A 21,573-nucleotide genomic window follows, 5' to 3' on the forward strand; every position below is an offset into this window, starting at 1 on the left:
ACGTCCTCCTCAAATCACTATACGCCGCTGACGGCAAAGTGATATTGGGAAAATTTGAATGAGATAATGGATTTATTGCAATGTGCCGAGGCGCTGCTGCCAGTGCTGCGCGGCGGCGGCATCCAGCGTGGTGAGTGCGTCAGCCGCCTCCGCGCGCAACCTGAGCATCAGCGCTTTACGCCCGCTCACGCCGGCCAGCCGTGCCGCTTCACTCAGCGTTTGTTTTTGTTGCAGTATGGCACACAGCAAGGGTGGCGATGCGACACCAGCCAGCCGCTGCAGCACCGGATAGCTGGCTTCAAACGGCCGCTGCGCCCAGGCAAACGCGGCCAGCAGCGGCCAGTCGTCGGCGCTGAGAGATTGATGGTCGGTGGACGACAGGGTCAGCGGCACCGCGATCAGCTTTTGCAGCCACGGCCAGTCGCGCGCCAGACGCTGCGCGGCGCGCTGCTGCAGGGCTTCACCGGCAGGCGTCAGCGCACAAATCGCCATCGCCGCATAGCAACCGCTGCTGGCTTCGCGCTGTGAACCGATACGCACCAGCGTAAAGCCGCAGGCGCGCCAGAACTGCCACAGCGCTGCGGTGTAGCCAAAGCTCACCGACAGATAGTCCGCGCCCTGCGCCTGCTGCCGCGCCGTCGCCACCAGCGCGCGACCGATGCCGCGCTGGCGCTGCGCGGCCTGCACGGCGATGCGGCTGATGCGCAGCGAACGTAACGTCGCCGCTTCAGTAAAACCGGCATGTGCCGCCAATGACTGCGCCACCAGATTGCCGCGCGGACGACGTAAGCCAGCCCATACCGCCTGCGCCAGCGCAGCATCCAGTCCGCCCTCTTCCACCAGCCACAGCGCGCCGGTGACCTGCTGTGGCTGCCCGGCCAGCCAGAAATGCATGCCGGGCGCATCCAGCATACGTCGCAGATCGAGCGGCGAGGTGCGATAGTGGGCGCTCGCCAGCAGACGATAGCCGGCCTGTAAGGCGTCGGCGTGCTGCGTGGGCGTAGCGGCAAAAATCGCTGTCTGCGCGGGTGCGTCGCAGGCTTCGGCCTCAGCAAACAGCAGCGCCGCACTCAGCCACTGCTCCAGCGGATCCTGCGCCGACCAGCGCAGCGGCTCATCCAGCTGGAAATAGCGCACCTGCGGCAGCGTGGCGCAAAAGCGCAGCATGAAACCGCGCCCGGTACCTTCGTAGCCCTGCACCGTGGTGGTCAGCAGAACGCGTGGAAAACGCTGCACCAGCTGCTGTAACAGCGGCGCGGGGATCGCCGCGGCCTCATCCACAATCAGCCATTCTGCCAGCGGCTGAGCCTCCTGCGGCTGAGCGAGAATCGCATCCGGGGCCATAAATCTAAACTGCTCAGCGGCGAACTGCGCCAGCACCTCCGTCGCGGCTTTGGCTGGCGCCGTCACCAGCGCGCTTTGCGTCTGGCGCGCCAGCATCCCCGCCAGCGCCGATTTGCCGCGACCGCGCGGGGCGATGCTCACCGCGACACCGGGTGGCATGGCGCACAGCTGGCGGACAATCTGCGCCTGCTGCTCGGGGGCGCGACACTGCCACGGCGCGAAGGGCTGCGCCGCCGGCAGGCGTGGCGTCTGGTGTTGACGCAGCAGCATCACCTGCGCATCCTGCAGGATATGCTGTTGCAGATGGTGGATGAAATGCGGCGTGGCGATGGGCTGGTCGACATCGGCCCAGCGCAGGCTGTCGCGATCGGGCTGCGCCGGCCAGGCGTTCCAGTCAGGCGTCAGTAACAGCAGCCAGCTGCCGGCCCGCAGCGTCCCGGCCAGCGCAGCGAACGCTTCCGCGTGAAAGCCGTGGCGCGCATCAAAAATGGCATGCCGGAATTCCCGGCCCAGCAGGGTACGCAGCGCCGCAGGCGCGACGCGCTGCGGGAAGTCATCGCTGTCGCTGACCGTTAACCAGTCACCGGGCAGCGCGGCCTGCCATGTGGCCGCCTCCTGGCGCGCCCAGCCGGCCTCACCGGCAATCACGCACAGACGGCGGATACCGGCTTGCTGCATCGCCGCCGTCAGTTCAGCGTGCAACATCAGTTACTGGCGAAGGTGTTGCACTGGCCCGGATTGCCGCTGTCAAAACCGCGTTTGAACCAGGTGTAGCGCTGCTGAGAAGTGCCGTGAGTGAAGCTGTCCGGCACTACGCGCCCCTGACTTTGCTGCTGCAGACGATCGTCGCCAATCGCCTCGGCGGCGTTCAGCGCTTCCTGTAAATCGCCCACCTCAAGAATGTTCTCCTGCTGCATGTAATGGCCCCAGACGCCAGCAAAGCAGTCCGCCTGCAGCTCCATCTTCACCGACAGCTGGTTCACCTGCGCCTGCGTGGCGCCCTGCTGCATCTGGCGCACTTTCGGTTCGATACCCAGCAGTTTCTGCACGTGATGCCCCACTTCGTGGGCGATGACGTAACCCTGGGCAAAATCCCCCCCGGCCCCGAGTTTGGTTTTCATGTCGTCATAGAAGGAGAGATCGATATACACCGTTTGATCGGCCGGGCAGTAGAACGGCCCCATTGCCGACTGGCCGGTGCCGCAGTTAGTGCGCGTCGCACCGCGATACATCACCAGCTTTGGCGGCGCGTATTGTTTGCCCATCTGCTGGAACAGTTTGCCCCAGGTATCTTCGGTGGTGGCGAGGATCACCGAGGTGAATTTGGCCGCCTCGTTATCCTGCGCCGAATTGACCTGACGCTGCTGCTGTTGCGACACCGGAGCGCCGCCTTCCAGCAGCGCGGTGAGGTCGTAGCCGTAATAGCCAGCGACCGCGACCACAATCAGCAGAATAATGCCGCCCTTGCCGCGCGGCAGACGAATCTGGCGTCCGCCAGAACTAAAACCCGGCGAATCGCCGCGACGATCTTCCACATTGTCGCTTTCACGACGCCCTTGCCAGCGCATGGCCTGCTCCTGTTATCAATGAATTTTGCATGATTTTAGTTGGCGGCAGAGGTTAGTACCAGCAATGCGATGCCAGCGGAACGAGATTGCGTGCAGGGCGCAGCGTGAAGGCCGTAAACAGACAATAAAAAAGGCCGCCAGCCAGGGCGACCTTCATGCGCTGAAAGGTTTGCGTCTGTTATACCGTGACGCACACCGGCAGAAGCTTAGTCCAGTTTGACACCCAGACGGTGTGCCACTTCTTCGTACGCTTCGATCAGGCCGCCGAGGCTCTGGCGGAAACGGTCTTTGTCCATCTTGTCCATGGTCTCTTTGTCCCACAGACGCGCGCCGTCTGGCGAGAATTCGTCGCCCAGCGTCACTTCACCTTTGAACAGACCGAACTCCAGCTTGAAGTCCACCAGAATCAGACCGGCATCATCAAACAGTTTGCTCAGCACTTCGTTGGCTTTGAAGGTCAGTTCCTGCATGCGCGCCAGGTTAGCTTTGCTCACCCAGCCAAAGGTTTCGCAGTACGATTCGTTGACCATCGGGTCGTGTTTGGCGTCATCTTTCAGGAAGAGATCAAACAGCGGTGGATTGAGCAGCATGCCCTCTTCCACGCCCAGACGTTTCACCAGCGATCCGGCCGCCCGGTTGCGCACCACGCACTCTACCGGCACCATCTCCAGCTTTTTCACCAGCGCTTCGTTATCAGAAAGCAGCGCTTCCATCTGGGTCGGAATGCCCGCTTCCTGCAGTTTGGTCATGATGAAATGGTTGAACTTGTTGTTCACCATGCCTTTACGATCAAACTGCTCGATTCGTGCACCGTCTCCTGCTGACGTATCGTTGCGGAATTCAAGTACCAGCAGATCCGGATTGTCGGTGCTGTATACGGTTTTCGCTTTACCGCGATACAACTCAGCTCGCTTTTGCATCTTGTTAACTCCAAACATGAAAGAACCCGTGTTCAGCGGTGTTTCACCGCGCGATGACTGCCTGACGCAATCGTTTACCTCGCCGGGCGCTATTATGCCAAAACCAAAACAAAAAGGCCGGAGAATCTCCGGCCTTTATTGCATTTATTTGTTCAGTGCGCCCTGCAGGACCGCCACCAGCGCATCATTCTGCGCCTGGGTGAGTACGTGTCCTTTCGGATCGATGAACTGCAGGCTGCTGCGGTTATCGAGATCGCCCACCTGCAACTTGTAGTCGCCGTTTGGCAGTTCCGGATCTTTCGCGCCGATGGCGTCAAACGCGCTGCTGCCCGGCTGCTTGTAGGTCACTTTCAGACTGCCCTGCGAGCGGTTGTCATCGGTAACTTCCATGCCCATACGCTTCAGCGCCGCCGGCAGACGCTGCCAGGTGACGTTAAACGGTGAGCGCAGCACCAGCAGTGGCAGGCCGGTGTCGTCCGCGCCGCTCTGGACATCAATCTGTCCGCTGGCACGTCCGGCAGCCGCATCCTGGCTGGCGGTATCGATCTTATCCAGACCGGTGCTGATGTCATTCAGCATCTGACCGGTATAGCGCTGAACCTGGACCGGCGTGGTAACCGTCTGGCCCTGCTGCTGCAGTTCCAGCAGACGTACGGTCAGCACCTGCTGATAGCCCTGGTTCTGCACGCTGATCTGGTAACGGCCGCGATACTGGTTATCTTCGTCAGCACGGTTCCACTGCACCCAGTCGGTGGTGAGCTGCTGCGCCGCATCATCACGCTGGGCAACCGGGAATTTGTACGACTGCACCACGTTCACCACCTGCGACCAGATGGAGCCACGGCTGCTGTCAACCGCCAGCACGCCGGTGTTACCGGTGAACTGCGCGCGGGTGCCGTTCATCAGCGCCAGCGGCTGCGCCGGTGGACGGATGTCGAGTTCTTTACCCAGCGCGCCTTTCGCCACGCTGTGCGGCACATCGTAATCACCATTCTGCAGCGGCAGAATCATGCCCGCCGGGGCTTTTAAATCATGCAGTTCAGGCGCCTGCAGGTAAGATTCATCACCGCTGACCTGGCGCTTATAACGCTGATCGCTGGAACAAGCTGTTAGCAGCATCAGGGTGGAGAGGCCCACCACGGTTGCCAGCGTCGAGCGCTTAACTGAATAACTCATTGATTCTCCCTAAATTATCGCAGACCCGCCTGGATCAGCGCCTGCGCGGTTTTCGCCTGACCGGCTTCGGTCAGCGGCGTCATCGGCAAGCGCAGCGTGTCATCGGCGATTAATCCTAGCTGTTTCGCGGCCCATTTCACCGGGATAGGATTCGGTTCACAGAAAAGCGTCTGGTGCAGGTGCATCAGACGCTGATTCAGGCGACGCGCTTCGGCAAATTTGCCCTCTTGTGCCAGCGCACAGAGTTCAACCATTTCACGTGCTGCAATGTTAGCCGTGACCGAAATAACGCCTTTGCCGCCCAGTTGCATGGAGTCCAGCGCTGTCGCGTCATCACCGCTGACAATAATGAACTCATCTCCAACCAGCTGTTGGATCTGCGAAATACGCGATAAGTTCCCGGTGGCCTCTTTGATTCCGATAATATTTTTGATTTCAGCCAGGCGGGCAACGGTTTCCGGCAGCATGTCACAGCCGGTACGTGACGGGACGTTATACAGCATCTGTGGCAGATCGGTGCTTTCGGCGATCGCTTTGAAGTGCTGGTACAGACCTTCCTGCGTCGGACGGTTGTAGTAGGGGGTCACGGTGAGGCAGCCGACCACGCCGGTGCCGGTGAAGCGTTTTGTCAGAGAGATCCCTTCGGCGGTAGCATTCGCGCCGGTCCCGGCAATCACGGGAATGCGGCCATCGGCCAGCTCCAGGGTTTGCATCACCACATCGCCATGCTCTTCATGGCTGAGGGTCGCGGATTCGCCGGTGGTGCCAACAGAAACAATCGCCGCCGTACCGCTGGCGACATGATAATCAATCAGTTTTTTCAGACTTGCGCGGCAGACATCACCTTTTTCATTCAAAGGCGTAATGAGCGCAACAATACTTCCGGTGAACATGGGCTATCCCCTCGACAAACAAGTGCCTCATGTTACGTTTTCCGCCGAAAGAAAAGCAAGCGAGCCACGCCATTACCGCGCTTGTCAGCAGTTTTTTTTATGTTTACCTTATGGTTATTAGCGAACGTACAGGAAACGCCATTTTGCCGCAGTCACAGCCGCACCATCTGGTGATCACCGCTCTGGGCGTTGATCGTCCGGGTATCGTCAATACTATTACCCGCCACGTCAGCAGCTGCGGTTGCAATATTGAAGACAGCCGCCTGGCGATGCTGGGCGACGAGTTTACCTTTATTATGCTGCTCTCCGGCAGCTGGAACGCCATTACCCTGATTGAATCGACCCTGCCGATGAAGGGTGCCGAGCTGGAGCTGCTGATCGTGATGAAGCGCACCAACGCGCGCGTGACGCCGCCGATGCCCGCTACCGTCTGGGTACAGGTAGAAGTGCCGGACTCACCGCATATCATCGAACGCTTCACCGATCTGTTCGATAAACATCAGATGAACATCGCCGAGCTGGTGTCGCGCATTACGCCCGCCCAGGACGACGAGCCGCCGGTGCTCTATATTCAGATGACCGCGCACAGCCCGGCGAATCATGCCAGCGCACCGTTTGAGCAGGCTTTCCATCGGCTGTGCGAAGAACTGCATGCACAAGGTTCAATTCGCCTCTATAGTGTCACCGACGACGCGCACAGCGCCGTCTGAATCAGGCTCCGGGTTATTCCGCCACACACTCTGCCGCGCCGGCATACCGTGTAGTGAAATAACCCTGAGGTAAACTCCACCTGGCGCTTTTGCCGCTGATGGTGTATTACCCACAGCATGAAGAAAAAAATGGAGAGTTGTGATGAATCCACTGAAAGCCGGTGACACCGCACCGAAATTTAGCTTGCCCGATCAGGATGGCGAACAAGTAAATTTGGCCGACTTCCAGGGACAGCGCGTTTTGGTCTATTTCTACCCGAAAGCCATGACGCCGGGCTGCACCACGCAGGCCTGCGGTCTGCGCGATAACATGGATGATTTAAAGAAGGCGGGCGTGGAAGTGCTGGGCATCAGCACCGACAAGCCGGAAAAACTGTCTCGCTTTGTCGAGAAAGAACTACTCAACTTCACCCTTTTGTCGGATGAAGATCATCAGGTTTGCGAGCAGTTTGGCGTCTGGGGTGAGAAAACCTTTATGGGGAAAACCTACGACGGCATTCACCGCATCAGCTTCCTGATTGGCGGCGATGGCAAAGTGGAGAAGGTGTTCGACGATTTTAAAACCTCGAACCACCACGATATCGTGCTCGATTACCTGAAATCAGCCTGATTACCAACGGGTGCCCGCCAGGCACCCGTTTTTTTATCCTGCTGTGACGCTGCGCGATTAATAGCGCGAAACCGTGCTGGCCAGCGCTTCCTGCCCGGCAATCACCACGCAGTTACGTCCGGCGTTTTTCGCCTGATATAGCGCATCATCGGCCTGCTTCAGAATCTGCTCCTGACTGCTGTGCGTCGGCTGCCAGCTGGCGATACCAATCGAAATCGTAATCTGCCCGACCGGATCAATCCAGCCGCCGGCAATGCTGGTGCGCACGCGCTCCGCAATCACCCGCGCTTCATCAGGGGCGGTGGCGGGTAGCAGCATCAGAAACTCTTCGCCGCCGTTCCGGCACACCACGTCGGTTTGACGCGCGCTCTGGCGCAGCGTGCGCGCCACCTGTTTGATCACCTCGTCGCCAACATCATGACCGAAGTTATCATTCACCCGTTTGAAATGGTCAATATCCAGCGCCAGCACGGCAAACGGCTGCTGCATGGTATCGAAATAGTCGAGCACCGCGCTCAGGCCGCGGCGATTGAGCAGGCTGGTCATAGGATCGCTCTGCACCTCTGACTTAAGCCGGCCGATTTTATCCTGCACCAGACCAATACCGGTGAGCAGCGCGCGCTTCACCTGTGCCGCTTCAAAGTACCAGGCGCGGATCACGCCAATTTCCCCGGAAACGCCCTGGGTATCCATCTGGCTGGCTTTGCGCGCCAGCTGCCACAGTGGCAAGGCAATCAGCCGGGCCAGAATCACCGCCACCAGCAGTGTCAGCAGCGCAAACGGCACCGAATTCTTCAGCACCTGGAGCAGCAGCCCGGAGAGCGGTGCCAGCGTGACGTTTGTCGGCTTGAGCGCCACCACCATCCAGCCGGTGGTGGGCACCACAGCGTAGCCCGCCAGCTTCGCCGTACCCTCTTCCGTCAGCTGAACTTCGCCATTGCTGTGCTCCTGGCGCTGACGATCGCTGACGATGCCCGGCACGTTTTTGCCAATCAGCTGATTGTTCTGGTGATACAGCACGCGGTTTTCGCGATCCAGCACGTAAACATGGGTGCCGTCACGATAGTACTGCTCGCCGAGCAGCACGTTGAGAATGCTCTTTTTCTTCAGATAAATAGTGCCGCCGACGTAGCCAAGATAGCGCCCATCGGTGCTCCACACCGGCCAGGAAACAAACACCAGCAGGTTATTGGTGGCAGAAATGGTGGGCCGGCTGACCATCGGCTGGCGCTGCGCCAGCGCTTCGCGCGAAGACTGGCTGGTGAGCTGCATGCCTTTCAGCATCAGCGATTCCGGCGAAATGGCTTTAATCACGCCGTTGCTGTCGACAATCGCCACCGAGTTGAAGCTGCTGGTCTGTTCGCGCAGTCGGTTCACTTCCTGCTGCAGCAGTTCGGGATTATCGAAATCTTTACCCAGCTGATTGGCGCTGTAGTGCAGCTGCGACTGCGCCAGCTGGAAAAACACTTCGGTGGTGGCCGCCAGTTTGGTGGCGTAAGCGCGATTGGCTTCGAGGGTGCTTTCGATCAGCACCATGCGCTGTACGCGCCAGGTGGCGTACAGCGTATTAGCCAGTGTGATGACGATACTGGTGATCGCCAGCAGCGCAATCAGCGTGCGCAGATCAGTTTTTGGCCGGATGCGCGTTAACATGGCGCAACCGCCCTGGTGAGTAGCTTCATAAGTTAGCGTGCCTGACTATCTTGTTATAATTGGAGGTGTTTACCCTGGTGAGGTAACAGACAATTGTACACCTCTGAGCCAAATTGACTACGACGCAGACCCTCAGGAACGCTTTTTTATTGTGCTATTACTGGTGCTAATCAATTAAACCCTGCGCATCGTAAAACGGCCACGGTCCTGGATAATCGCCGATCGCGCACAGATGCGTAGTCATCCCCTGCTGCGGCTGCCAGCGATGCAGCAGAAAACCGGGCGGTTCCAGCACAAAGCTCGCCGGACCGTGGTCACGCAAATCCAGTGCCACCTGATGCGACACACCAGGCGCCACGCAGGCCAGCGTGCCGGCAAAACGCGCCTGCACCGAGCGGTGCAGGTGACCGCTCAACACCCGTTCCACCTGGGGATGCTGACCAACGATGGCAGCCAGCGCCGCCGGATTGCGCAGCGGCTGCCGATCCATATGGCCAATGCCGCTCAGGAACGGCGGATGATGCAGCAGCACCAGCGTCGGCAAATCAGGCTCACGCGCCAGCTGCTCTGCCAGCCATTGCAGCTGTGCGTCATCGACGTAGCCCCACGGCTGATGCGGTACGCTGGAGTCGAGCGCCAGCAGCTGCAGATGATTCACGCGTATCTGCCAGTTGAGCGTTTCGCCGTGCTGCAGGTAATGATGCTCAGGAAACGCGGCGCGCAGTTGCTGGCGATCGTCGTGATTGCCCGGCATCAGCAGGAACGGCAGCTGCAGATGGCGCAGCGCCTCGCGCAGCGTCTGGTACTCTTCCGCAGTGCCAAAATCCACCAGGTCGCCGGTAATCACCACCGTATCCGGTCGCGGCACCAGCTGATTCAGCGTGTCGATCACCCGCAGCAGCGCAGCATGCGTATCCACTTTTTTATAGGAGAGACGGCCATGGGCCTTGATGTGTAAATCGCTGATTTGCGCAATCAGCGTCATTGCGTCAGTCACAACAGCTCCTTATCAGGCAGAAAAGTGCAGCGCGGCATCCTGCGCCAGCGTCCAGCTTACCGGCTGGCCGGCATGCCAGGCTTCGCGCGCGTGGCGATCAACCTGGATCGGCGCCGCCAGCCCGATATCAATGCTCAGCCGCTGCGCTGCGCCGAGAAAGGTGGTGCCGAGGATAAAACCAGGGCGTGCGTAGCGCTGGTCCGCCGCCAGCAGCACATCCTCCGGGCGGCAGAAATGCTGCGGATTACCGCGCGCATCGACCCCGACACAGTTAATCGCGCCGACAAAATCCGCGACAAACTGTGACGCCGGGCGCTGGTAAATATTTTGCGGCGTATCGATCTGCACCAGACGTCCCTGCTCCATCACCGCAATGCGATCGCCCAGCGCCATCGCTTCCTGCTGATCGTGCGTGACGTAGACGGCGGTGATCGCCAGCTGTTTCAGCAGCGCGCCAATCTCCAGCCGCAGCCGGTCGCGCAGGCGCGCATCCAGCGCCGCCAGCGGCTCATCAAACAGCAGCACCTTCGGACGCGCCGCCAGCGCACGAGCCAGCGCTACGCGCTGCTTTTGACCGCCCGACAGCTTGTCGATGCTGCGCTGCGCCAGCGCGCTGAGATCCACCAGGGCCAGCATCTCCTGCACGCGCGCGTCGCGTTCGGCGCGCCCCACGCCCTGCACTTTCAGGCCGTAAGCGACGTTCTGCGCTACGTTGAGATGGGGAAACAGCGCGTAGTTCTGGAACACCATGCCCACGTTGCGTTTCTCAATCGGCAGCGCTGTCACGTTACGATCGTCGAACCACACTTCGCCGCCGTCGTCACAGCGCTCCAGGCCACTGATGATGCGCAGCGTGGTGGTTTTGCCACAGCCGGACGGACCGAGCAGCACCAGGGTTTCGCCAGGCTGCACCGTCAGATCGAGCGGCTGCAGCGCCAGCTGGTGATTAAAGTGCCGCGCACAGTGGCGCAGCGTAACGGTTACGGCCGCAGGGTTCATGCCGCCTCCTTATTAGCACGCGTGAGCGTACGGTTGAGCCAGTGATTGACCGCGTTGAGCATCAGCAGCAGCGGCAGAATCAGCAGAATAAAGATCAGCGTGTAGGCCGATCCCATTTCCAGTCGCATTGAGGCATAGCTGTCTGCCAGCCCCACCGGCAGCGTCTTTGTCAGCGGCGTATGCAGCATCCAGGTGATGTTGAACTCACCCACCGACAGGGTGATCACCATAAACGCTCCGGCGAGGATGCCGTTGCGACAGTTGGGCACCACCACGGTAAAAAAGCGCTGCCACAGGCTGGCACCGAGACTGGCTGCCGCCTCTTCCAGCCGCGGCATCTCCACCGCCTGCATTACCGCCAGCACCGGGCGCAGCATAAACGGCAAGGTAAACAGCACGTGACCGATCAGAATGAACAGCCAGCTATCGCGCAGGCCGGAGAACTGGCCGTACAGCAGGATGATGCCCAGCGCGGTGGCGAGGCCCGGCAGCGCGACCGGCAGCATCAGGCACTCTTCGATGCGCGCCGCCCAGCGCCGCGGCGCTTTTAGCAATCCCCACGCTGCCGGCACGCCGATCAGCAGCGTGATCAGCAGGCAGGCCAGCGCAATCAGCAGCGACAGCCAGAAGGTGTCGGCGTAAAGCTGCCACACCTGGGTCACCCACTTCAGCGTCAGGCCGCTGCGCAGGCCGGTAAAATAGTTGTTGGTCACGCCGGCCAGCATCGACAGCACCACCGGCACGATCATGAACAGGGCGGTGAGCACGGTGACCAGCAGTTGCAGGCTGAACAGTCCGCGACGTCTCATGTCACCTCCTGATGGGCCAGTCGGCGCGCCAGCATCAGTGCCAGCCAGGCGACGCCGCCCATCACCACCGACAGCGCGGCGGCGGTGGCGAAATTGGCGTAGTTGGTGAATTCGCCGTAAATGGTCAGCGGCAGCACCGCCAGATCGGTGCCCAGGGTAAACGCGGTACCGAACGCACCCATGCTGGTAGCAAAACAGAGCGCGCCGGTGGAGAGCAGCGCCGGCTGCAGTCCCGGCACAATCACATCCCAGGTGATGCGCCACTGACTGGCGCCCAGCGAACGCGCCGCCTCTTCGAGAGAACGGTCGAGTTTTTCACTCGCCGCCACCAGCGTGATGATGGCGCGCGGCAGTGAAAAATAGAGATAGCCAATAAACAGGCCGGTAAACGAATAGGCCAGCATCCAGCGCTCGTGGAACAGCGCCAGGCTGATTTGCGCCAGCAGTCCCTGACGGCCCGCCAGCATCACCACCAGAAATCCCACCACCACGCCCGGAAAGGCCAGCGGAAACGTCAGCAGCGCCAGCAGCGTGCTGCGTCCGCTGAAGCGCTGGCGTGCCAGAAAGCAGCCGACTGTCGCGGCGATGGCCAGCGTCACCAGCGTGACGGCGAGCGACAGCAGCACGGTGTTCAGCAGGCTGAGCAGGTAGTGCGGCTGGGTCAGTACCGTCCAGTAGCCGCTGTGCCGGGTGCTGCGGTCGTCCTGCATTGCCATCTGCAGCAGACGGACAAACGGCAGCAGCCAGAATGCGCAGAAGAACAGCAGCGCCGGCAGCGTCAGCCATAGCCAGCGGCTGCCGGCCAGGCGCGGTGTCCGGCGGCACGAAGCCGCCAGGGTCTCGGTCATCGCCATCAGCGAATCTCACTCAGATAGCGCGCCGAGAAGGCTTTCTGCGCTGCCGCCATCTGCTGATAGTCAACGGTTTGCGCACGCGCATAGTCGCTGTCCGGCAGGAAATATTTCTTCGCTTCTGCGCTCATGGCGCCGGTGCGCACCGGGCGCAGGAACGCGCTGGCCCAGATGGCCTGCCCTTTGTCTGACAGTACATAGTCGATCACTTTTTTGCCGTTCGCCGCGTGCGGTGCATTCTTCACCAGGCTAATGACGTACGGCACCGTTACCGTGCCCTCTTTGGGAATAACAAAGGCGACGTTAGCGTGATCTTTGTAGCGGGCGCGGTAAGCATTGAAGTCATAGTCGAGCAGAATCGGGATCTCGCCGGAAATCAGGCGCGCATACGCGGTCTGCTTAGGCACGATAGGCTGATTCGTCTGCAGCTTTTTGAACCAGTTCAGCGCCGGCGTGAAGTCCTGCATGTTGCCGCCCTTCGCCTGGTTGACCGCCACCGCCGCCACGTAACCGACAAAGGCGCTGGCCGGATCGAGATAACCAATCATGCCTTTGTATTCCGGCTTCAGCAGGTCGTCCCAGGATTGCGGCACCGGCGCGCCGCCCAGCGCATCGACGTTGACCATAAAGCCCATGGTGCCCGAGTGCAGCGCCACCCATTTGCCGTTGCTGTCTTTCATGCCGGCAGGAATGTCATCCCAGTGCGCCGGTTTGTAACTGGCGACCACGCCGGCGCTGTCCGCCTGAATGCCGAAGCTGACGCCGTAATAGACCACGTCGGCCACCGGATTGCCCTGCTCCGCCACCAGCTGCGCCAGCGCCTGGCCGGAGTTTTTGTTGTCCTGCGGCACCTGAATGCCGGTGTCTCTGGCAATCGCTTTGAGCTGAGTGCCCCAGTCGGCCCACTCGGGCGGACAGTTGTAACAGATGGCGGTTTCCGCCGCCTGCGTCAGGCTGGTAAACAACGCGCTGGCGCTGAGCGCGATGGCGCCGGCGTAAATTTTTACTTTTTTATGCAGCATCATGAGGTTCCCTGGTGGTGGCAATAAACGCGGGGGCAGCAACACTCTCACCGCTCCGCAACTGATGTGGCAGCACGCGGGTGCCGCGGCTGACGTTATGCAACAACATATCGATGGCGCAGGCGCCGAGCCGTTCGGCGGGCTGCGCTACGCTGGCCAGCGACGGGGCCATTTGTGCCCCCATCGCAATCCCGTCAAAGCCCATCACCGCCAGCTGCTGTGGCACAGGCACGCCCGCGCGCGCCGCCGCGCCAATCAGGCTGATGGCCAGCAGGTCGTTGGTGCAGATCACGGCGCTGAGCGGGGTGGCACCGCCGAGCATCGGGGCCAGCAGCGTAAAGTCGGATTGGGTGTGGCTGGCCATCTCAATCACCGGCAGCGCCGTCAGGCCCGCGTGCTGCATGGCGTCGCAATAGCCCTGATAGCGCAGGCGTGCACGGTCTGACTGCAGCATCGGTCCGGCGACCATGGCAATGCGGCGATGACCAAGCGCCAGCAGTTGTGCGGTGGCTTCGCGCATCGCCTGGCGGTTATCCACGCACACCGCCGGCCAGTGGCTGTGCTGCGGCACGTTATGCGCCAGCACAAACGGCAGGCCAGCCGCCTGCAGCGTGCTGAGCACCGCGCTGTTATCCGCGTCGGCCACCGTCAGGACCAGGCCCGCCACGCGCTGGCGCAGCATATGTTCAACGATGGCGGCTTCGCGCTCGGGCTGGTAATCGCTGGTGGCCACCAGCAGGCCATAGCCGGCGTCGCGCGCCTGGCGCTCCATCGCCTGTAACTGGCAGGAGAAGATCGGGTTAAGCAGCGAGGGCAGCAGCACGCCGAAGGTGGTGGAGTGCTGCGTGCGCAGCTGGCGCGCGATGTGGTTAGGACGAAAGCCGAGCTGCTCCGACGCCGCCAGCACTCTCTCCAGCGTGTCGCGCCGCAGCAGATGGGGATCGGAAAAGGCGCGCGCGGCCGTGGCGCGTGAAACGCCTGCCAGCTTTGCCACCGTGAGTAAATCGGACATGTTCGCCTCGTAAAGTGCCGATGAGATCGATCTCATTGGCGCCTAAACTAACGGCGAACTGTGACAGTGACATCGCGAAGGGATGACGAAAAGATGACAGCAGCCTGCACTGCTGTCGGCAGGATTACAGCATCAGGAAGGCGTACCCTTCATTTTGCAGCGACGCGACGGTGGTGCCGCTGGAGAGCGTATGCGTGACGCGGGTATCAATCCAGTCGCGCTCCAGCTGATGGAAGGCCACCGACTGGTCGCAAATGGTCACTTTCACCCCGGCTTTCTTCAGCTCATCAATCAGCTTCAGGTTAGGGTTATCGCTGCCGTATGCTTTACGGAACTGATCGTTATTGAGCGCGGCCGGCACCGCATCGCTGTTGATCGACACCACAAAGTTGAGCTGATTAAGCGGCACGCCGGCCGCGTAATAGAGGTTAGTGACGCGTGCCACGCGCTCAAGGCCGAGGTTCGGCTGATGGATATCCCCTTCGCTGCGGTTGATCTGAAACACAATCTTATTGCTCAGCCCGGGCGTGTTGGCCGGGTTGTAATCCGGCGTGTTAACAAAGTGAATTTTACCGTAACCGGCAATCGCCGGCGTGCTCCAGAAATCCGCCGGTTCGGTTTTCTGGTCAGCGAATTTGCCGCTGACTTTATCCACCAGTTCCGGCAGCTGCAGCACATTTCCGCCGACAAAGCCCGCCAGCGCGGCGATAACTATATAGGATGCTGGACGCATGACACTTCTCCTTAACCAAAGACGCGATTACATCTGTAAAAAGGCATAGCCCTGATTTTCCAGCGTCGACACCGTGGTCGGGCTGGATAATGCATGAATCACCGACCGGTCGATCCAGTCGCGCGGATAGTGATGGAACGCCACCGACTGATCGCACACCGAGACTTTGACGCCCAGCTTGTTCAGCGCGCCAATCAGCGCGAGGTTGGGGTTATCGACGCCGTAAAACTGCTTAAAATGCGCGTTATCCAGCGTGGCGGGCGTGGCATCGCCGGTCATCGACACCACAAACTGCAGCTGTTCGGCCGGTACGCCAGCGGCGATGTACAGATTGACCACGCGCGCCACGCGCTCCAGCCCGAGGTTAGGCCGTTTGATATCGCCTTCATTGCGGGTCAGCTGGAACACCACTTTGTTGCTCAGCCCCACCGCCGGTTTAAACGCGGCGTCGGCTTCATAATGAATTTTGCCGTAGCCCGCGACCGCCGGCGTGCTCCAGAACCCGTCCGGATCGGCAGGTTCAGCGGAAAAATGGCCCGCGATACGCTGATACAGGTCATCGCTTTTGATTACGGCGGCACCGACCATCTCACCCACGATGGCAATCAGGGCATAGGAAACAACAGAACGCATAGAAACTCTCCGGCATGCACTGCGCGTTAATTCACAGTCCGTTTGAAAAAGTGCTTTATCTATACCACAGCGCGCGGCGGGCAAAACGCCTGTACTGGCGGGCTGTCCGGCGTTTGGCTGCCAGCAGAAATCATTGCGCCAGCTGATTGAATAAGGCTGTTAATTGAGCTGTGCAGGCGAGTTGAAAAATAGCTGGCCGGAAAAACCAGCAGTCACCAGGGAAAGGGATGCACAGCAGATGACAGCGCCTCATCGTGTGGGTTAATGCTGTCATCGCGCGCCGCCAGTTGACCAGTGAGCAAAACCTGACCATTCATTTCTGGGCTGGTGATGCACGGCCAGAGCAGCACGATAAAAATCACTGATGGATAAAGCGGGCCAACCGTGGGATTTCAGGCGTGTTTTTCAGAGTAAACCTGGAAAAAACCATGCCAGCTTCAATTATTTTGAGCAACTTTACGTAACTTTAATTTCATCAGTGCGCTGCGCCTTTTTATGTTGCCTTTTCGCTATTCAATTTTTTGCTACAAATTTCGCGTCAGTCAGCCATTCTTTGCCATCACGTCAATGTGACGGCGGCATTTGCTTGTATCCTCACTGTGGTTAAGATAGAGCCGCGGCAGAAAAGGAAACGCCGCCACAGAACATTGGCATGACTTTCCTGTCCAATGGCAGGAGACTTTTACAGGATCAAGGCATGTTTAACCGGTTGAAAAAATCAGTGCTGGCGGCCCTTATTCCTGCGCTGCTGCTCACGCCTGCGGTCGGTGTCCGCGCCGATCTGAGCGACAATTTGCCCGACATGGGCACCACGGCAGGCTCCACGCTTTCCATTAATCAGGAGCTGCAGATTGGCGACTTCTACGTGCGCCAGCTGCGCGCCAGCGCGCCACTGATCAACGATCCGCTGCTTAATCAGTACATCAATGAACTCGGCCAGCGGCTGGTGGCACACGCCCATTCAGTGCGCACGCCGTTTCACTTTTTCCTGATTCAAAATGACGAGCTCAACGCTTTCGCCTTCTTTGGCGGCAATGTGGTGCTGCACTCGTCGCTGTTCCGCTATACCGATAACGAAAGCCAGCTGGCGTCGGTGATGGCGCACGAAATTTCGCACGTGACGCAGCGCCATCTGGCGCGCGCCATGGAAGAGCAAAAGCGCAGCGCCCCGCTCACCTGGGTCGGCGCGCTGGGTTCGATTCTGCTGGCGCTGGCCAGCCCGCAGGCCGGGATGGCGGCACTGACCGGTACGCTGGCTGGTACGCAGCAGGGTATTATCAGCTTTACCCAGGGCAACGAGCAGGAAGCAGATCGCATCGGCATTCAGGTGCTGCAGCGCGCCGGTTTCGATCCGCAGGCGATGCCCGCGTTTCTGCAAAAGCTGGCCGATCAAAGCCGCTTCTCGTCAAAACCACCGGAAATTCTGCTTACGCACCCGCTGCCCGATAGCCGCCTGGCCGACGCGCGTAACCGCGCCAACCAGATGCGCCCGGTGGTGGTGCAGTCGTCGCAGGATTTCTATATGGCGAAGGTGCGCGCGCTGGGTATGTACGCCACCGGCCGCAATCAGCTGACTGACGATTTGCTGAATGAGTACGCCAAAGGCAACACGCGGGAACAGCAGGCGGCGCAGTACGGCAAAGCGGTACAGTTCCTGCAGGCGAAAGATTTTGCCAACGCGAAAAAGATCATCGCGCCGCTGCTGGCGAAGCAGCCGGATAACCTGTGGTTCCTTGATATCATGACCGATATCGACATCGGTCTGAACCAGCCGCAGCAGGCCATCAGCATGCTGAACGCCGCCCGCGGCAGCCAGACCAATCCGGTGCTGCAGCTTAACCTGGCGAACGCCTACGTCGAGGCGAAGCAGCCGGCCAACGCCAGCCGCATCCTTAACCGCTACACCTTTGCGCACCCTGACGATCTCAACGCATGGGATTTACTGGCGCAGGCTTCAGCCGCGCAGGGGCTGAGCGATGAGGAGCTTTCGGCACGGGCGGAGAGTCTGGCGCTGAACGGCCAGCTCGATCAGGCCATCACCACCCTGAGCAGCGCCAGCGCCCAGGTGCCGCTCGGCAGCCTGAAGCAGGCGCGTTACGATGCGCGTATCGACCAGTTCCGCGAGTTACAGCGGCGTTTTAAGCAGTATGCAAAAGGGTAAATAGCCGGTTACGCGGGTGGATGGCCGGCAGGATTTCGGTGCGCATCAATGCGCACCCTACGGTCGACAGATAAACCCTTTCATCTATTCGCAGGGTGCATATTGATGCGCACCAGCAGTTATTCGTAGGGTGCGCATTCATGCGCACCTGGCAACAATGGATTACGCAGGATAAAAAAACATGGTCCGTATTTATCACAATCCGCGCTGCAGCAAGAGCCGCGAAACCCTCGCGCTACTACAGCAACAGGGCATTGAACCGCAGGTGGTGCTGTATCTCGACACGCCGCCGGACATCGATTCGCTGAAAACGCTGCTGCAACAGCTCGGCATGCACAGTGCGCGCGAGCTAATGCGCCGTGGCGAGGAAATCTATAAAACGCTGGGGTTGGCCAGTAACGATCTCAGCGAACAACAGTTGTTACAGGCGATGGTGGAGCATCCAAAACTGATCGAGCGGCCGATTGTGATTCAGGGCGACCGCGCCCGCATTGGTCGTCCGCCGGAAGCGGTGCTGGAGATTCTCTAAAGCCCCAGCGCCTCTTTCACGAAGGGAATGGTCAGCTTGCGCTGTGCGCTGATCGAGGCGCGATCGAGGCGATCAAGCGTGTCAAACAGCGTGCGCATTTCGCGGTCGAGGCGTTTCAGCAGGAAACGCCCAACGTCTTCCGGCAGCTCAAAGCCGCGCAGGCCAGCACGCAACTGCATCGCCTGCAGTTTGTCCTCGTCGGACAGCGGCTGTAAGCGGTAAATTTGTCCCCAGTCGAGACGTGACGCCAGATCCGGCAGGCCCAGATTGAGCTGACGCGGAGGGCGATCGCCGGTGATCAGCAGGCGGGTTTTGCCGGTTTCCAGAATACGGTTGTAGAGATCGAAGATCGCCATCTCCCACTCGGCTTCGCCGGCGATGCACTCAATATTATCAATGCACACCAGCGCCAGATTCTCCATGCCTTCCAGCACTTCCGGCACGAACCAGGTGCGCTTATCGAGCGGCACGTAACCCACCGCTTCGCCGCGCGCGGACATTTTGGCGCAGGCTGCGTGCAGCAAATGGCTGCGGCCGCCGCCTTCGCGCGACCAGAAGTAGAGATAGCTGCCGTGCTGTTGCGCCAGCGCGCCCTGCAGCGCCGCCAGCAGTGACGGATTTTCCCCCGGCCAGAAACTGGCAAAGGTTTCATCATCGGGTAGATAGAGTGGCAGTGAAAGCTGTGCCGGCGTGTTCAGAAGTACCTCAACGGATGAGCGGGCAGAAAACCGGGCAAGTTTATCACGATCCTCCGCAGAGATGAACCGGGCTTCCCTGCCCGCAGGATCCTTTAAAGCTCGCGTTTTTCTTCCGCGTCCAGCACCACTTCTTCCGGATGTAACAGACTGATTACCCGGAAAATCAGCGCCAGGCCAACGCCGACGATGGTGGCCAGCGCCATGCCCTTCAGCTCGGCGGCGCCCACGTGCACCTTCGCGCCACTGACGCCAATGATCAGGATCACCGAGGTAAGGATCAGATTCTGCGCTTTGTTGTAGTCAACTTTGGATTCAATCAGCACGCGAATACCGGAAGCGCCAATCACGCCATACAGCAGCAGCGACACCCCGCCCATCACCGGTACCGGGATCGCCTGAATCGCGGCCGCCAGTTTACCGACGCAGGAGAGCAGAATGGCGAAGATCGCCGCACCGCCGATCACCCAGGTGCTATAAACGCGGGTGATCGCCATGACGCCAATGTTTTCACCATAGGTGGTATTCGGCGTGGAACCAAAGAAGCCGGAGATCATGGTCGACAGGCCGTTGGCGAACATCGAGCGATGCAGACCCGGATCGCGAATCAGATCCTTCTTCACGATGTTGGCGGTCACCACCAAATGGCCCACGTGCTCGGCAATTACCACCAGCGCTGCGGGCAGGATGGTCAGCATCGCGGCCCACTCAAAGCGCGGCGTATAGAAGGTCGGCAGCGCAAACCACGGCGCGTTTTCCACTGCGCTCCAGTCAACGATACCCATTGCCGACGACAGCGCGTAGCCGACCAGCACGCCAATCAGGATTGGGATAATGGCGAAGAAACCACGGAACAGCACCGAGCCAAACACCGTCACCGCCAGCGTCACCAGCGAAATAATGATGGTTTTACTGTCCGCTGTAGTGCCGTCAGCGGGCAGCAGCCCGGCCATATTCGCCGCCACGCCAGCCAGTTCGAGACCGATAACCGCCACGATGGCACCCATCGCCGCCGGTGGAAACATGACATCGAGCCAGCCGGTGCCGGCCTTCTTCACAATCAGCGCCACAATGCAGAACAGCGCGCCGCACAGGATAAAGCCGCCGAGCGCCACTTCATAACCGAGCGGCAGCAGCAGCAACACCGGCGAGATAAAGGCAAAGCTGGAGCCAAGATAGGCCGGGATTTTGCCTTTACAGATAAATAGATACAGCAGCGTGCCGACGCCGTTGAACAGCAACACGGTCGCCGGGTTGATGTGGAACAGAATCGGCACCAGCACGGTGGCGCCGAACATGGCGAACAGGTGCTGCAGGCTGAGCGGAATGGTTTGCAACAGTGGCGGGCGTTCACTAACGCCAATGGCTCTGCGAGTCATCATTTATCCCCTATACGTTTATTTTTATGCTCGTTCGTCAACACCGCACCTTATCGTAGTGCGCAATTGATTGCGCCTTGTCCGGATGGGCACCATAGCTTGCCCGGCATCAGCGCGATAAATCGCGCCGCTACAAAATGTGCATCCTGTCGATACGGTGTCTGACTGAACGGTATTTTTGCCAAAAAAAAGCCGACTCTCTGGCCGGCTGGTTTATTTATTTGGTTCCGAAAATCTTGTCGCCGGCGTCGCCGAGGCCCGGGATAATGTACCCCTTCTCGTTCAGGCCCTGATCGATTGACGCGGTGTACAGCTCAACGTCCGGATGCGCTTTCTCCAGCGCGGCAATGCCTTCCGGCGCGGCCACCAGCACCAGCACTTTAATGCTGTTGCAGCCGGCTTTCTTCAGCAGATCGATGGTAGCGATCATCGAGCCGCCGGTTGCCAGCATCGGGTCAACCACCAGCGCCATACGCTCTTCGATGTTTGACACCAGCTTCTGGAAGTAAGGCACCGGCTCCAGCGTCTCTTCGTCACGGTAAACGCCCACCACGCTGATGCGCGCGCTCGGTACGTGTTCCAGCACACCTTCCATCATGCCAAGGCCAGCACGCAGAATCGGGACGACGGTAATTTTTTTGCCTTTGATTTGATCGACGTCGACCGGACCGTTCCAGCCTTCAATGGTCACGCGCTCGGTTTCGAGATCGGCGGTGGCTTCATAGGTCAGTAAGCTGCCCACTTCCGAGGCCAGCTCGCGGAAGCGCTTGGTGCTGATATCATGCTCACGCATCAGGCCCAGTTTATGTTTGACCAGCGGGTGTCTGACTTCCACGATCTTCATGATTATTCTCCCGGAATTGAGTTGAGCTAAAAAAA

General features: G+C 59.8%; 21 protein-coding genes. 4 read left to right on the forward strand and 17 right to left on the reverse strand.

Annotated elements, in window-relative coordinates:
- Window positions 1-72: 72 nt before the first annotated feature.
- From KOL70_RS09740 to dapA, 5 genes are all read right to left on the reverse strand, one after another.
- Entirely contained in the window at window positions 73-2,049 is a 1,977-nt protein-coding gene (locus KOL70_RS09740; RefSeq protein ID WP_215480585.1) for a tRNA(Met) cytidine acetyltransferase TmcA, read from the reverse strand.
- Entirely contained in the window at window positions 2,049-2,912 is an 864-nt protein-coding gene (locus KOL70_RS09745; protein WP_021506607.1) for a neutral zinc metallopeptidase, read from the reverse strand. The genes KOL70_RS09740 and KOL70_RS09745 overlap by 1 nt, the downstream gene beginning before the upstream one ends.
- Window positions 2,913-3,118: 206 nt before the next feature.
- Window positions 3,119-3,832, reverse strand: a complete 714-nt coding sequence (purC, locus tag KOL70_RS09750) for a phosphoribosylaminoimidazolesuccinocarboxamide synthase (RefSeq protein ID WP_031279423.1) — start codon at window positions 3,830-3,832, stop codon at window positions 3,119-3,121.
- A 144-nt stretch (window positions 3,833-3,976) separates the two neighbouring features.
- Window positions 3,977-5,008 (reverse strand): outer membrane protein assembly factor BamC, encoded by a 1,032-nt coding sequence (gene bamC / locus KOL70_RS09755; protein WP_021506605.1) that lies wholly within the window; start codon window positions 5,006-5,008, stop codon window positions 3,977-3,979.
- A 14-nt stretch (window positions 5,009-5,022) separates the two neighbouring features.
- Window positions 5,023-5,901 carry a 4-hydroxy-tetrahydrodipicolinate synthase gene (gene dapA / locus KOL70_RS09760; protein WP_021506604.1) on the reverse strand — a complete coding sequence of 293 codons (879 nt, stop codon included), beginning with the start codon at window positions 5,899-5,901 and terminating at the stop codon, window positions 5,023-5,025.
- A gap of 143 nt (window positions 5,902-6,044) precedes the next feature.
- On the opposite strand from dapA, the gene KOL70_RS09765 reads away from it, so the two are divergent.
- Both KOL70_RS09765 and bcp read left to right on the forward strand, forming a co-directional pair.
- A complete protein-coding gene (locus KOL70_RS09765) occupies window positions 6,045-6,611 on the forward strand; it encodes a glycine cleavage system transcriptional repressor (protein ID WP_081049393.1) in 567 nt (188 codons plus the stop codon).
- Between the two features lie 142 nt (window positions 6,612-6,753).
- Window positions 6,754-7,221 carry a thioredoxin-dependent thiol peroxidase gene (gene bcp, locus KOL70_RS09770; RefSeq protein ID WP_021506602.1) on the forward strand — a complete coding sequence of 156 codons (468 nt, stop codon included), beginning with the start codon at window positions 6,754-6,756 and terminating at the stop codon, window positions 7,219-7,221.
- Window positions 7,222-7,278: 57 nt separating this feature from the next.
- Here bcp and KOL70_RS09775 read toward each other — a convergent pair whose 3' ends face one another.
- From KOL70_RS09775 to KOL70_RS09815, 9 genes are all read right to left on the reverse strand, one after another.
- Window positions 7,279-8,874: a sensor domain-containing diguanylate cyclase gene (locus KOL70_RS09775; protein ID WP_152390583.1), complete on the reverse strand. Its 1,596-nt coding sequence runs from the start codon at window positions 8,872-8,874 to the stop codon at window positions 7,279-7,281.
- A gap of 166 nt (window positions 8,875-9,040) precedes the next feature.
- Window positions 9,041-9,859 carry a phosphodiesterase gene (locus tag KOL70_RS09780; RefSeq protein ID WP_216864104.1) on the reverse strand — a complete coding sequence of 273 codons (819 nt, stop codon included), beginning with the start codon at window positions 9,857-9,859 and terminating at the stop codon, window positions 9,041-9,043.
- Between the two features lie 24 nt (window positions 9,860-9,883).
- The gene (locus KOL70_RS09785) at window positions 9,884-10,870 is read right to left on the reverse strand and encodes an ABC transporter ATP-binding protein (RefSeq protein ID WP_058781756.1); all 987 of its coding nucleotides are present in this window, start codon (window positions 10,868-10,870) and stop codon (window positions 9,884-9,886) included.
- A complete protein-coding gene (locus KOL70_RS09790; RefSeq protein ID WP_058781755.1) occupies window positions 10,867-11,679 on the reverse strand; it encodes an ABC transporter permease in 813 nt (270 codons plus the stop codon). The genes KOL70_RS09785 and KOL70_RS09790 overlap by 4 nt, the downstream gene beginning before the upstream one ends.
- Window positions 11,676-12,533 carry an ABC transporter permease gene (locus KOL70_RS09795; RefSeq protein ID WP_058781754.1) on the reverse strand — a complete coding sequence of 286 codons (858 nt, stop codon included), beginning with the start codon at window positions 12,531-12,533 and terminating at the stop codon, window positions 11,676-11,678. Before KOL70_RS09795 ends, KOL70_RS09790 begins: the two co-directional genes overlap by 4 nt.
- Window positions 12,533-13,555 carry an ABC transporter substrate-binding protein gene (locus tag KOL70_RS09800; protein ID WP_058781753.1) on the reverse strand — a complete coding sequence of 341 codons (1,023 nt, stop codon included), beginning with the start codon at window positions 13,553-13,555 and terminating at the stop codon, window positions 12,533-12,535. The genes KOL70_RS09795 and KOL70_RS09800 overlap by 1 nt, the downstream gene beginning before the upstream one ends.
- Window positions 13,542-14,564, reverse strand: coding sequence for a substrate-binding domain-containing protein (locus KOL70_RS09805; RefSeq protein ID WP_021506595.1), 1,023 nt, complete (start codon window positions 14,562-14,564; stop codon window positions 13,542-13,544). Before KOL70_RS09805 ends, KOL70_RS09800 begins: the two co-directional genes overlap by 14 nt.
- Window positions 14,565-14,688: 124 nt before the next feature.
- Window positions 14,689-15,297 (reverse strand): DsrE family protein, encoded by a 609-nt coding sequence (locus tag KOL70_RS09810; RefSeq protein WP_021506594.1) that lies wholly within the window; start codon window positions 15,295-15,297, stop codon window positions 14,689-14,691.
- A gap of 27 nt (window positions 15,298-15,324) precedes the next feature.
- The gene (locus tag KOL70_RS09815; RefSeq protein ID WP_215480586.1) at window positions 15,325-15,930 is read right to left on the reverse strand and encodes a DsrE family protein; all 606 of its coding nucleotides are present in this window, start codon (window positions 15,928-15,930) and stop codon (window positions 15,325-15,327) included.
- A gap of 697 nt (window positions 15,931-16,627) precedes the next feature.
- On the opposite strand from KOL70_RS09815, the gene KOL70_RS09820 reads away from it, so the two are divergent.
- A complete protein-coding gene (locus KOL70_RS09820) occupies window positions 16,628-18,091 on the forward strand; it encodes a M48 family metallopeptidase (RefSeq protein WP_058781752.1) in 1,464 nt (487 codons plus the stop codon).
- A gap of 181 nt (window positions 18,092-18,272) precedes the next feature.
- Window positions 18,273-18,620, forward strand: a complete 348-nt coding sequence (gene arsC, locus KOL70_RS09825) for an arsenate reductase (glutaredoxin) (RefSeq protein ID WP_058781751.1) — start codon at window positions 18,273-18,275, stop codon at window positions 18,618-18,620.
- On the opposite strand, the gene hda is transcribed toward arsC, so the two are convergent.
- From hda to upp, 3 genes are all read right to left on the reverse strand, one after another.
- Complete coding sequence (gene hda, locus KOL70_RS09830; protein WP_215480962.1) at window positions 18,617-19,318, reverse strand: DnaA inactivator Hda; 702 nt, start codon at window positions 19,316-19,318, stop codon at window positions 18,617-18,619. The genes arsC and hda overlap by 4 nt on opposite strands.
- Before the next feature lie 92 nt (window positions 19,319-19,410).
- A complete protein-coding gene (gene uraA / locus KOL70_RS09835; protein ID WP_058781750.1) occupies window positions 19,411-20,694 on the reverse strand; it encodes a uracil permease in 1,284 nt (427 codons plus the stop codon).
- Window positions 20,695-20,911: 217 nt separating this feature from the next.
- The gene (gene upp / locus KOL70_RS09840; protein WP_010617600.1) at window positions 20,912-21,538 is read right to left on the reverse strand and encodes a uracil phosphoribosyltransferase; all 627 of its coding nucleotides are present in this window, start codon (window positions 21,536-21,538) and stop codon (window positions 20,912-20,914) included.
- Window positions 21,539-21,573: the final 35 nt, after the last annotated feature.

The sequence above is a fragment of the Pantoea sp. B270 genome (genome assembly GCF_018726825.1).
GTDB classification, from domain to species: Bacteria; Pseudomonadota; Gammaproteobacteria; order Enterobacterales; family Enterobacteriaceae; genus Pantoea; species Pantoea dispersa.

Bases quoted from the DNA above. Each gene is read 5' to 3' on its own strand.
- KOL70_RS09740 (WP_215480585.1), bottom strand. From the start codon at position 2,049: ATGTTGCACGCTGAACTGACGGCGGCGATGCAGCAAGCCGGTATCCGC.
- KOL70_RS09745 (WP_021506607.1), bottom strand. From the start codon at position 2,912: ATGCGCTGGCAAGGGCGTCGTGAAAGCGACAATGTGGAAGATCGTCGC.
- purC (WP_031279423.1), bottom strand. From the start codon at position 3,832: ATGCAAAAGCGAGCTGAGTTGTATCGCGGTAAAGCGAAAACCGTATAC.
- bamC (WP_021506605.1), bottom strand. From the start codon at position 5,008: ATGAGTTATTCAGTTAAGCGCTCGACGCTGGCAACCGTGGTGGGCCTC.
- dapA (WP_021506604.1), bottom strand. From the start codon at position 5,901: ATGTTCACCGGAAGTATTGTTGCGCTCATTACGCCTTTGAATGAAAAA.
- bcp (WP_021506602.1), top strand. From the start codon at position 6,754: ATGAATCCACTGAAAGCCGGTGACACCGCACCGAAATTTAGCTTGCCC.
- KOL70_RS09775 (WP_152390583.1), bottom strand. From the start codon at position 8,874: ATGTTAACGCGCATCCGGCCAAAAACTGATCTGCGCACGCTGATTGCG.
- KOL70_RS09780 (WP_216864104.1), bottom strand. From the start codon at position 9,859: ATGACGCTGATTGCGCAAATCAGCGATTTACACATCAAGGCCCATGGC.
- KOL70_RS09785 (WP_058781756.1), bottom strand. From the start codon at position 10,870: ATGAACCCTGCGGCCGTAACCGTTACGCTGCGCCACTGTGCGCGGCAC.
- KOL70_RS09790 (WP_058781755.1), bottom strand. From the start codon at position 11,679: ATGAGACGTCGCGGACTGTTCAGCCTGCAACTGCTGGTCACCGTGCTC.
- KOL70_RS09795 (WP_058781754.1), bottom strand. From the start codon at position 12,533: ATGGCGATGACCGAGACCCTGGCGGCTTCGTGCCGCCGGACACCGCGC.
- KOL70_RS09800 (WP_058781753.1), bottom strand. From the start codon at position 13,555: ATGATGCTGCATAAAAAAGTAAAAATTTACGCCGGCGCCATCGCGCTC.
- KOL70_RS09805 (WP_021506595.1), bottom strand. From the start codon at position 14,564: ATGTCCGATTTACTCACGGTGGCAAAGCTGGCAGGCGTTTCACGCGCC.
- KOL70_RS09810 (WP_021506594.1), bottom strand. From the start codon at position 15,297: ATGCGTCCAGCATCCTATATAGTTATCGCCGCGCTGGCGGGCTTTGTC.
- KOL70_RS09815 (WP_215480586.1), bottom strand. From the start codon at position 15,930: ATGCGTTCTGTTGTTTCCTATGCCCTGATTGCCATCGTGGGTGAGATG.
- KOL70_RS09820 (WP_058781752.1), top strand. From the start codon at position 16,628: ATGTTTAACCGGTTGAAAAAATCAGTGCTGGCGGCCCTTATTCCTGCG.
- arsC (WP_058781751.1), top strand. From the start codon at position 18,273: ATGGTCCGTATTTATCACAATCCGCGCTGCAGCAAGAGCCGCGAAACC.
- uraA (WP_058781750.1), bottom strand. From the start codon at position 20,694: ATGACTCGCAGAGCCATTGGCGTTAGTGAACGCCCGCCACTGTTGCAA.
- upp (WP_010617600.1), bottom strand. From the start codon at position 21,538: ATGAAGATCGTGGAAGTCAGACACCCGCTGGTCAAACATAAACTGGGC.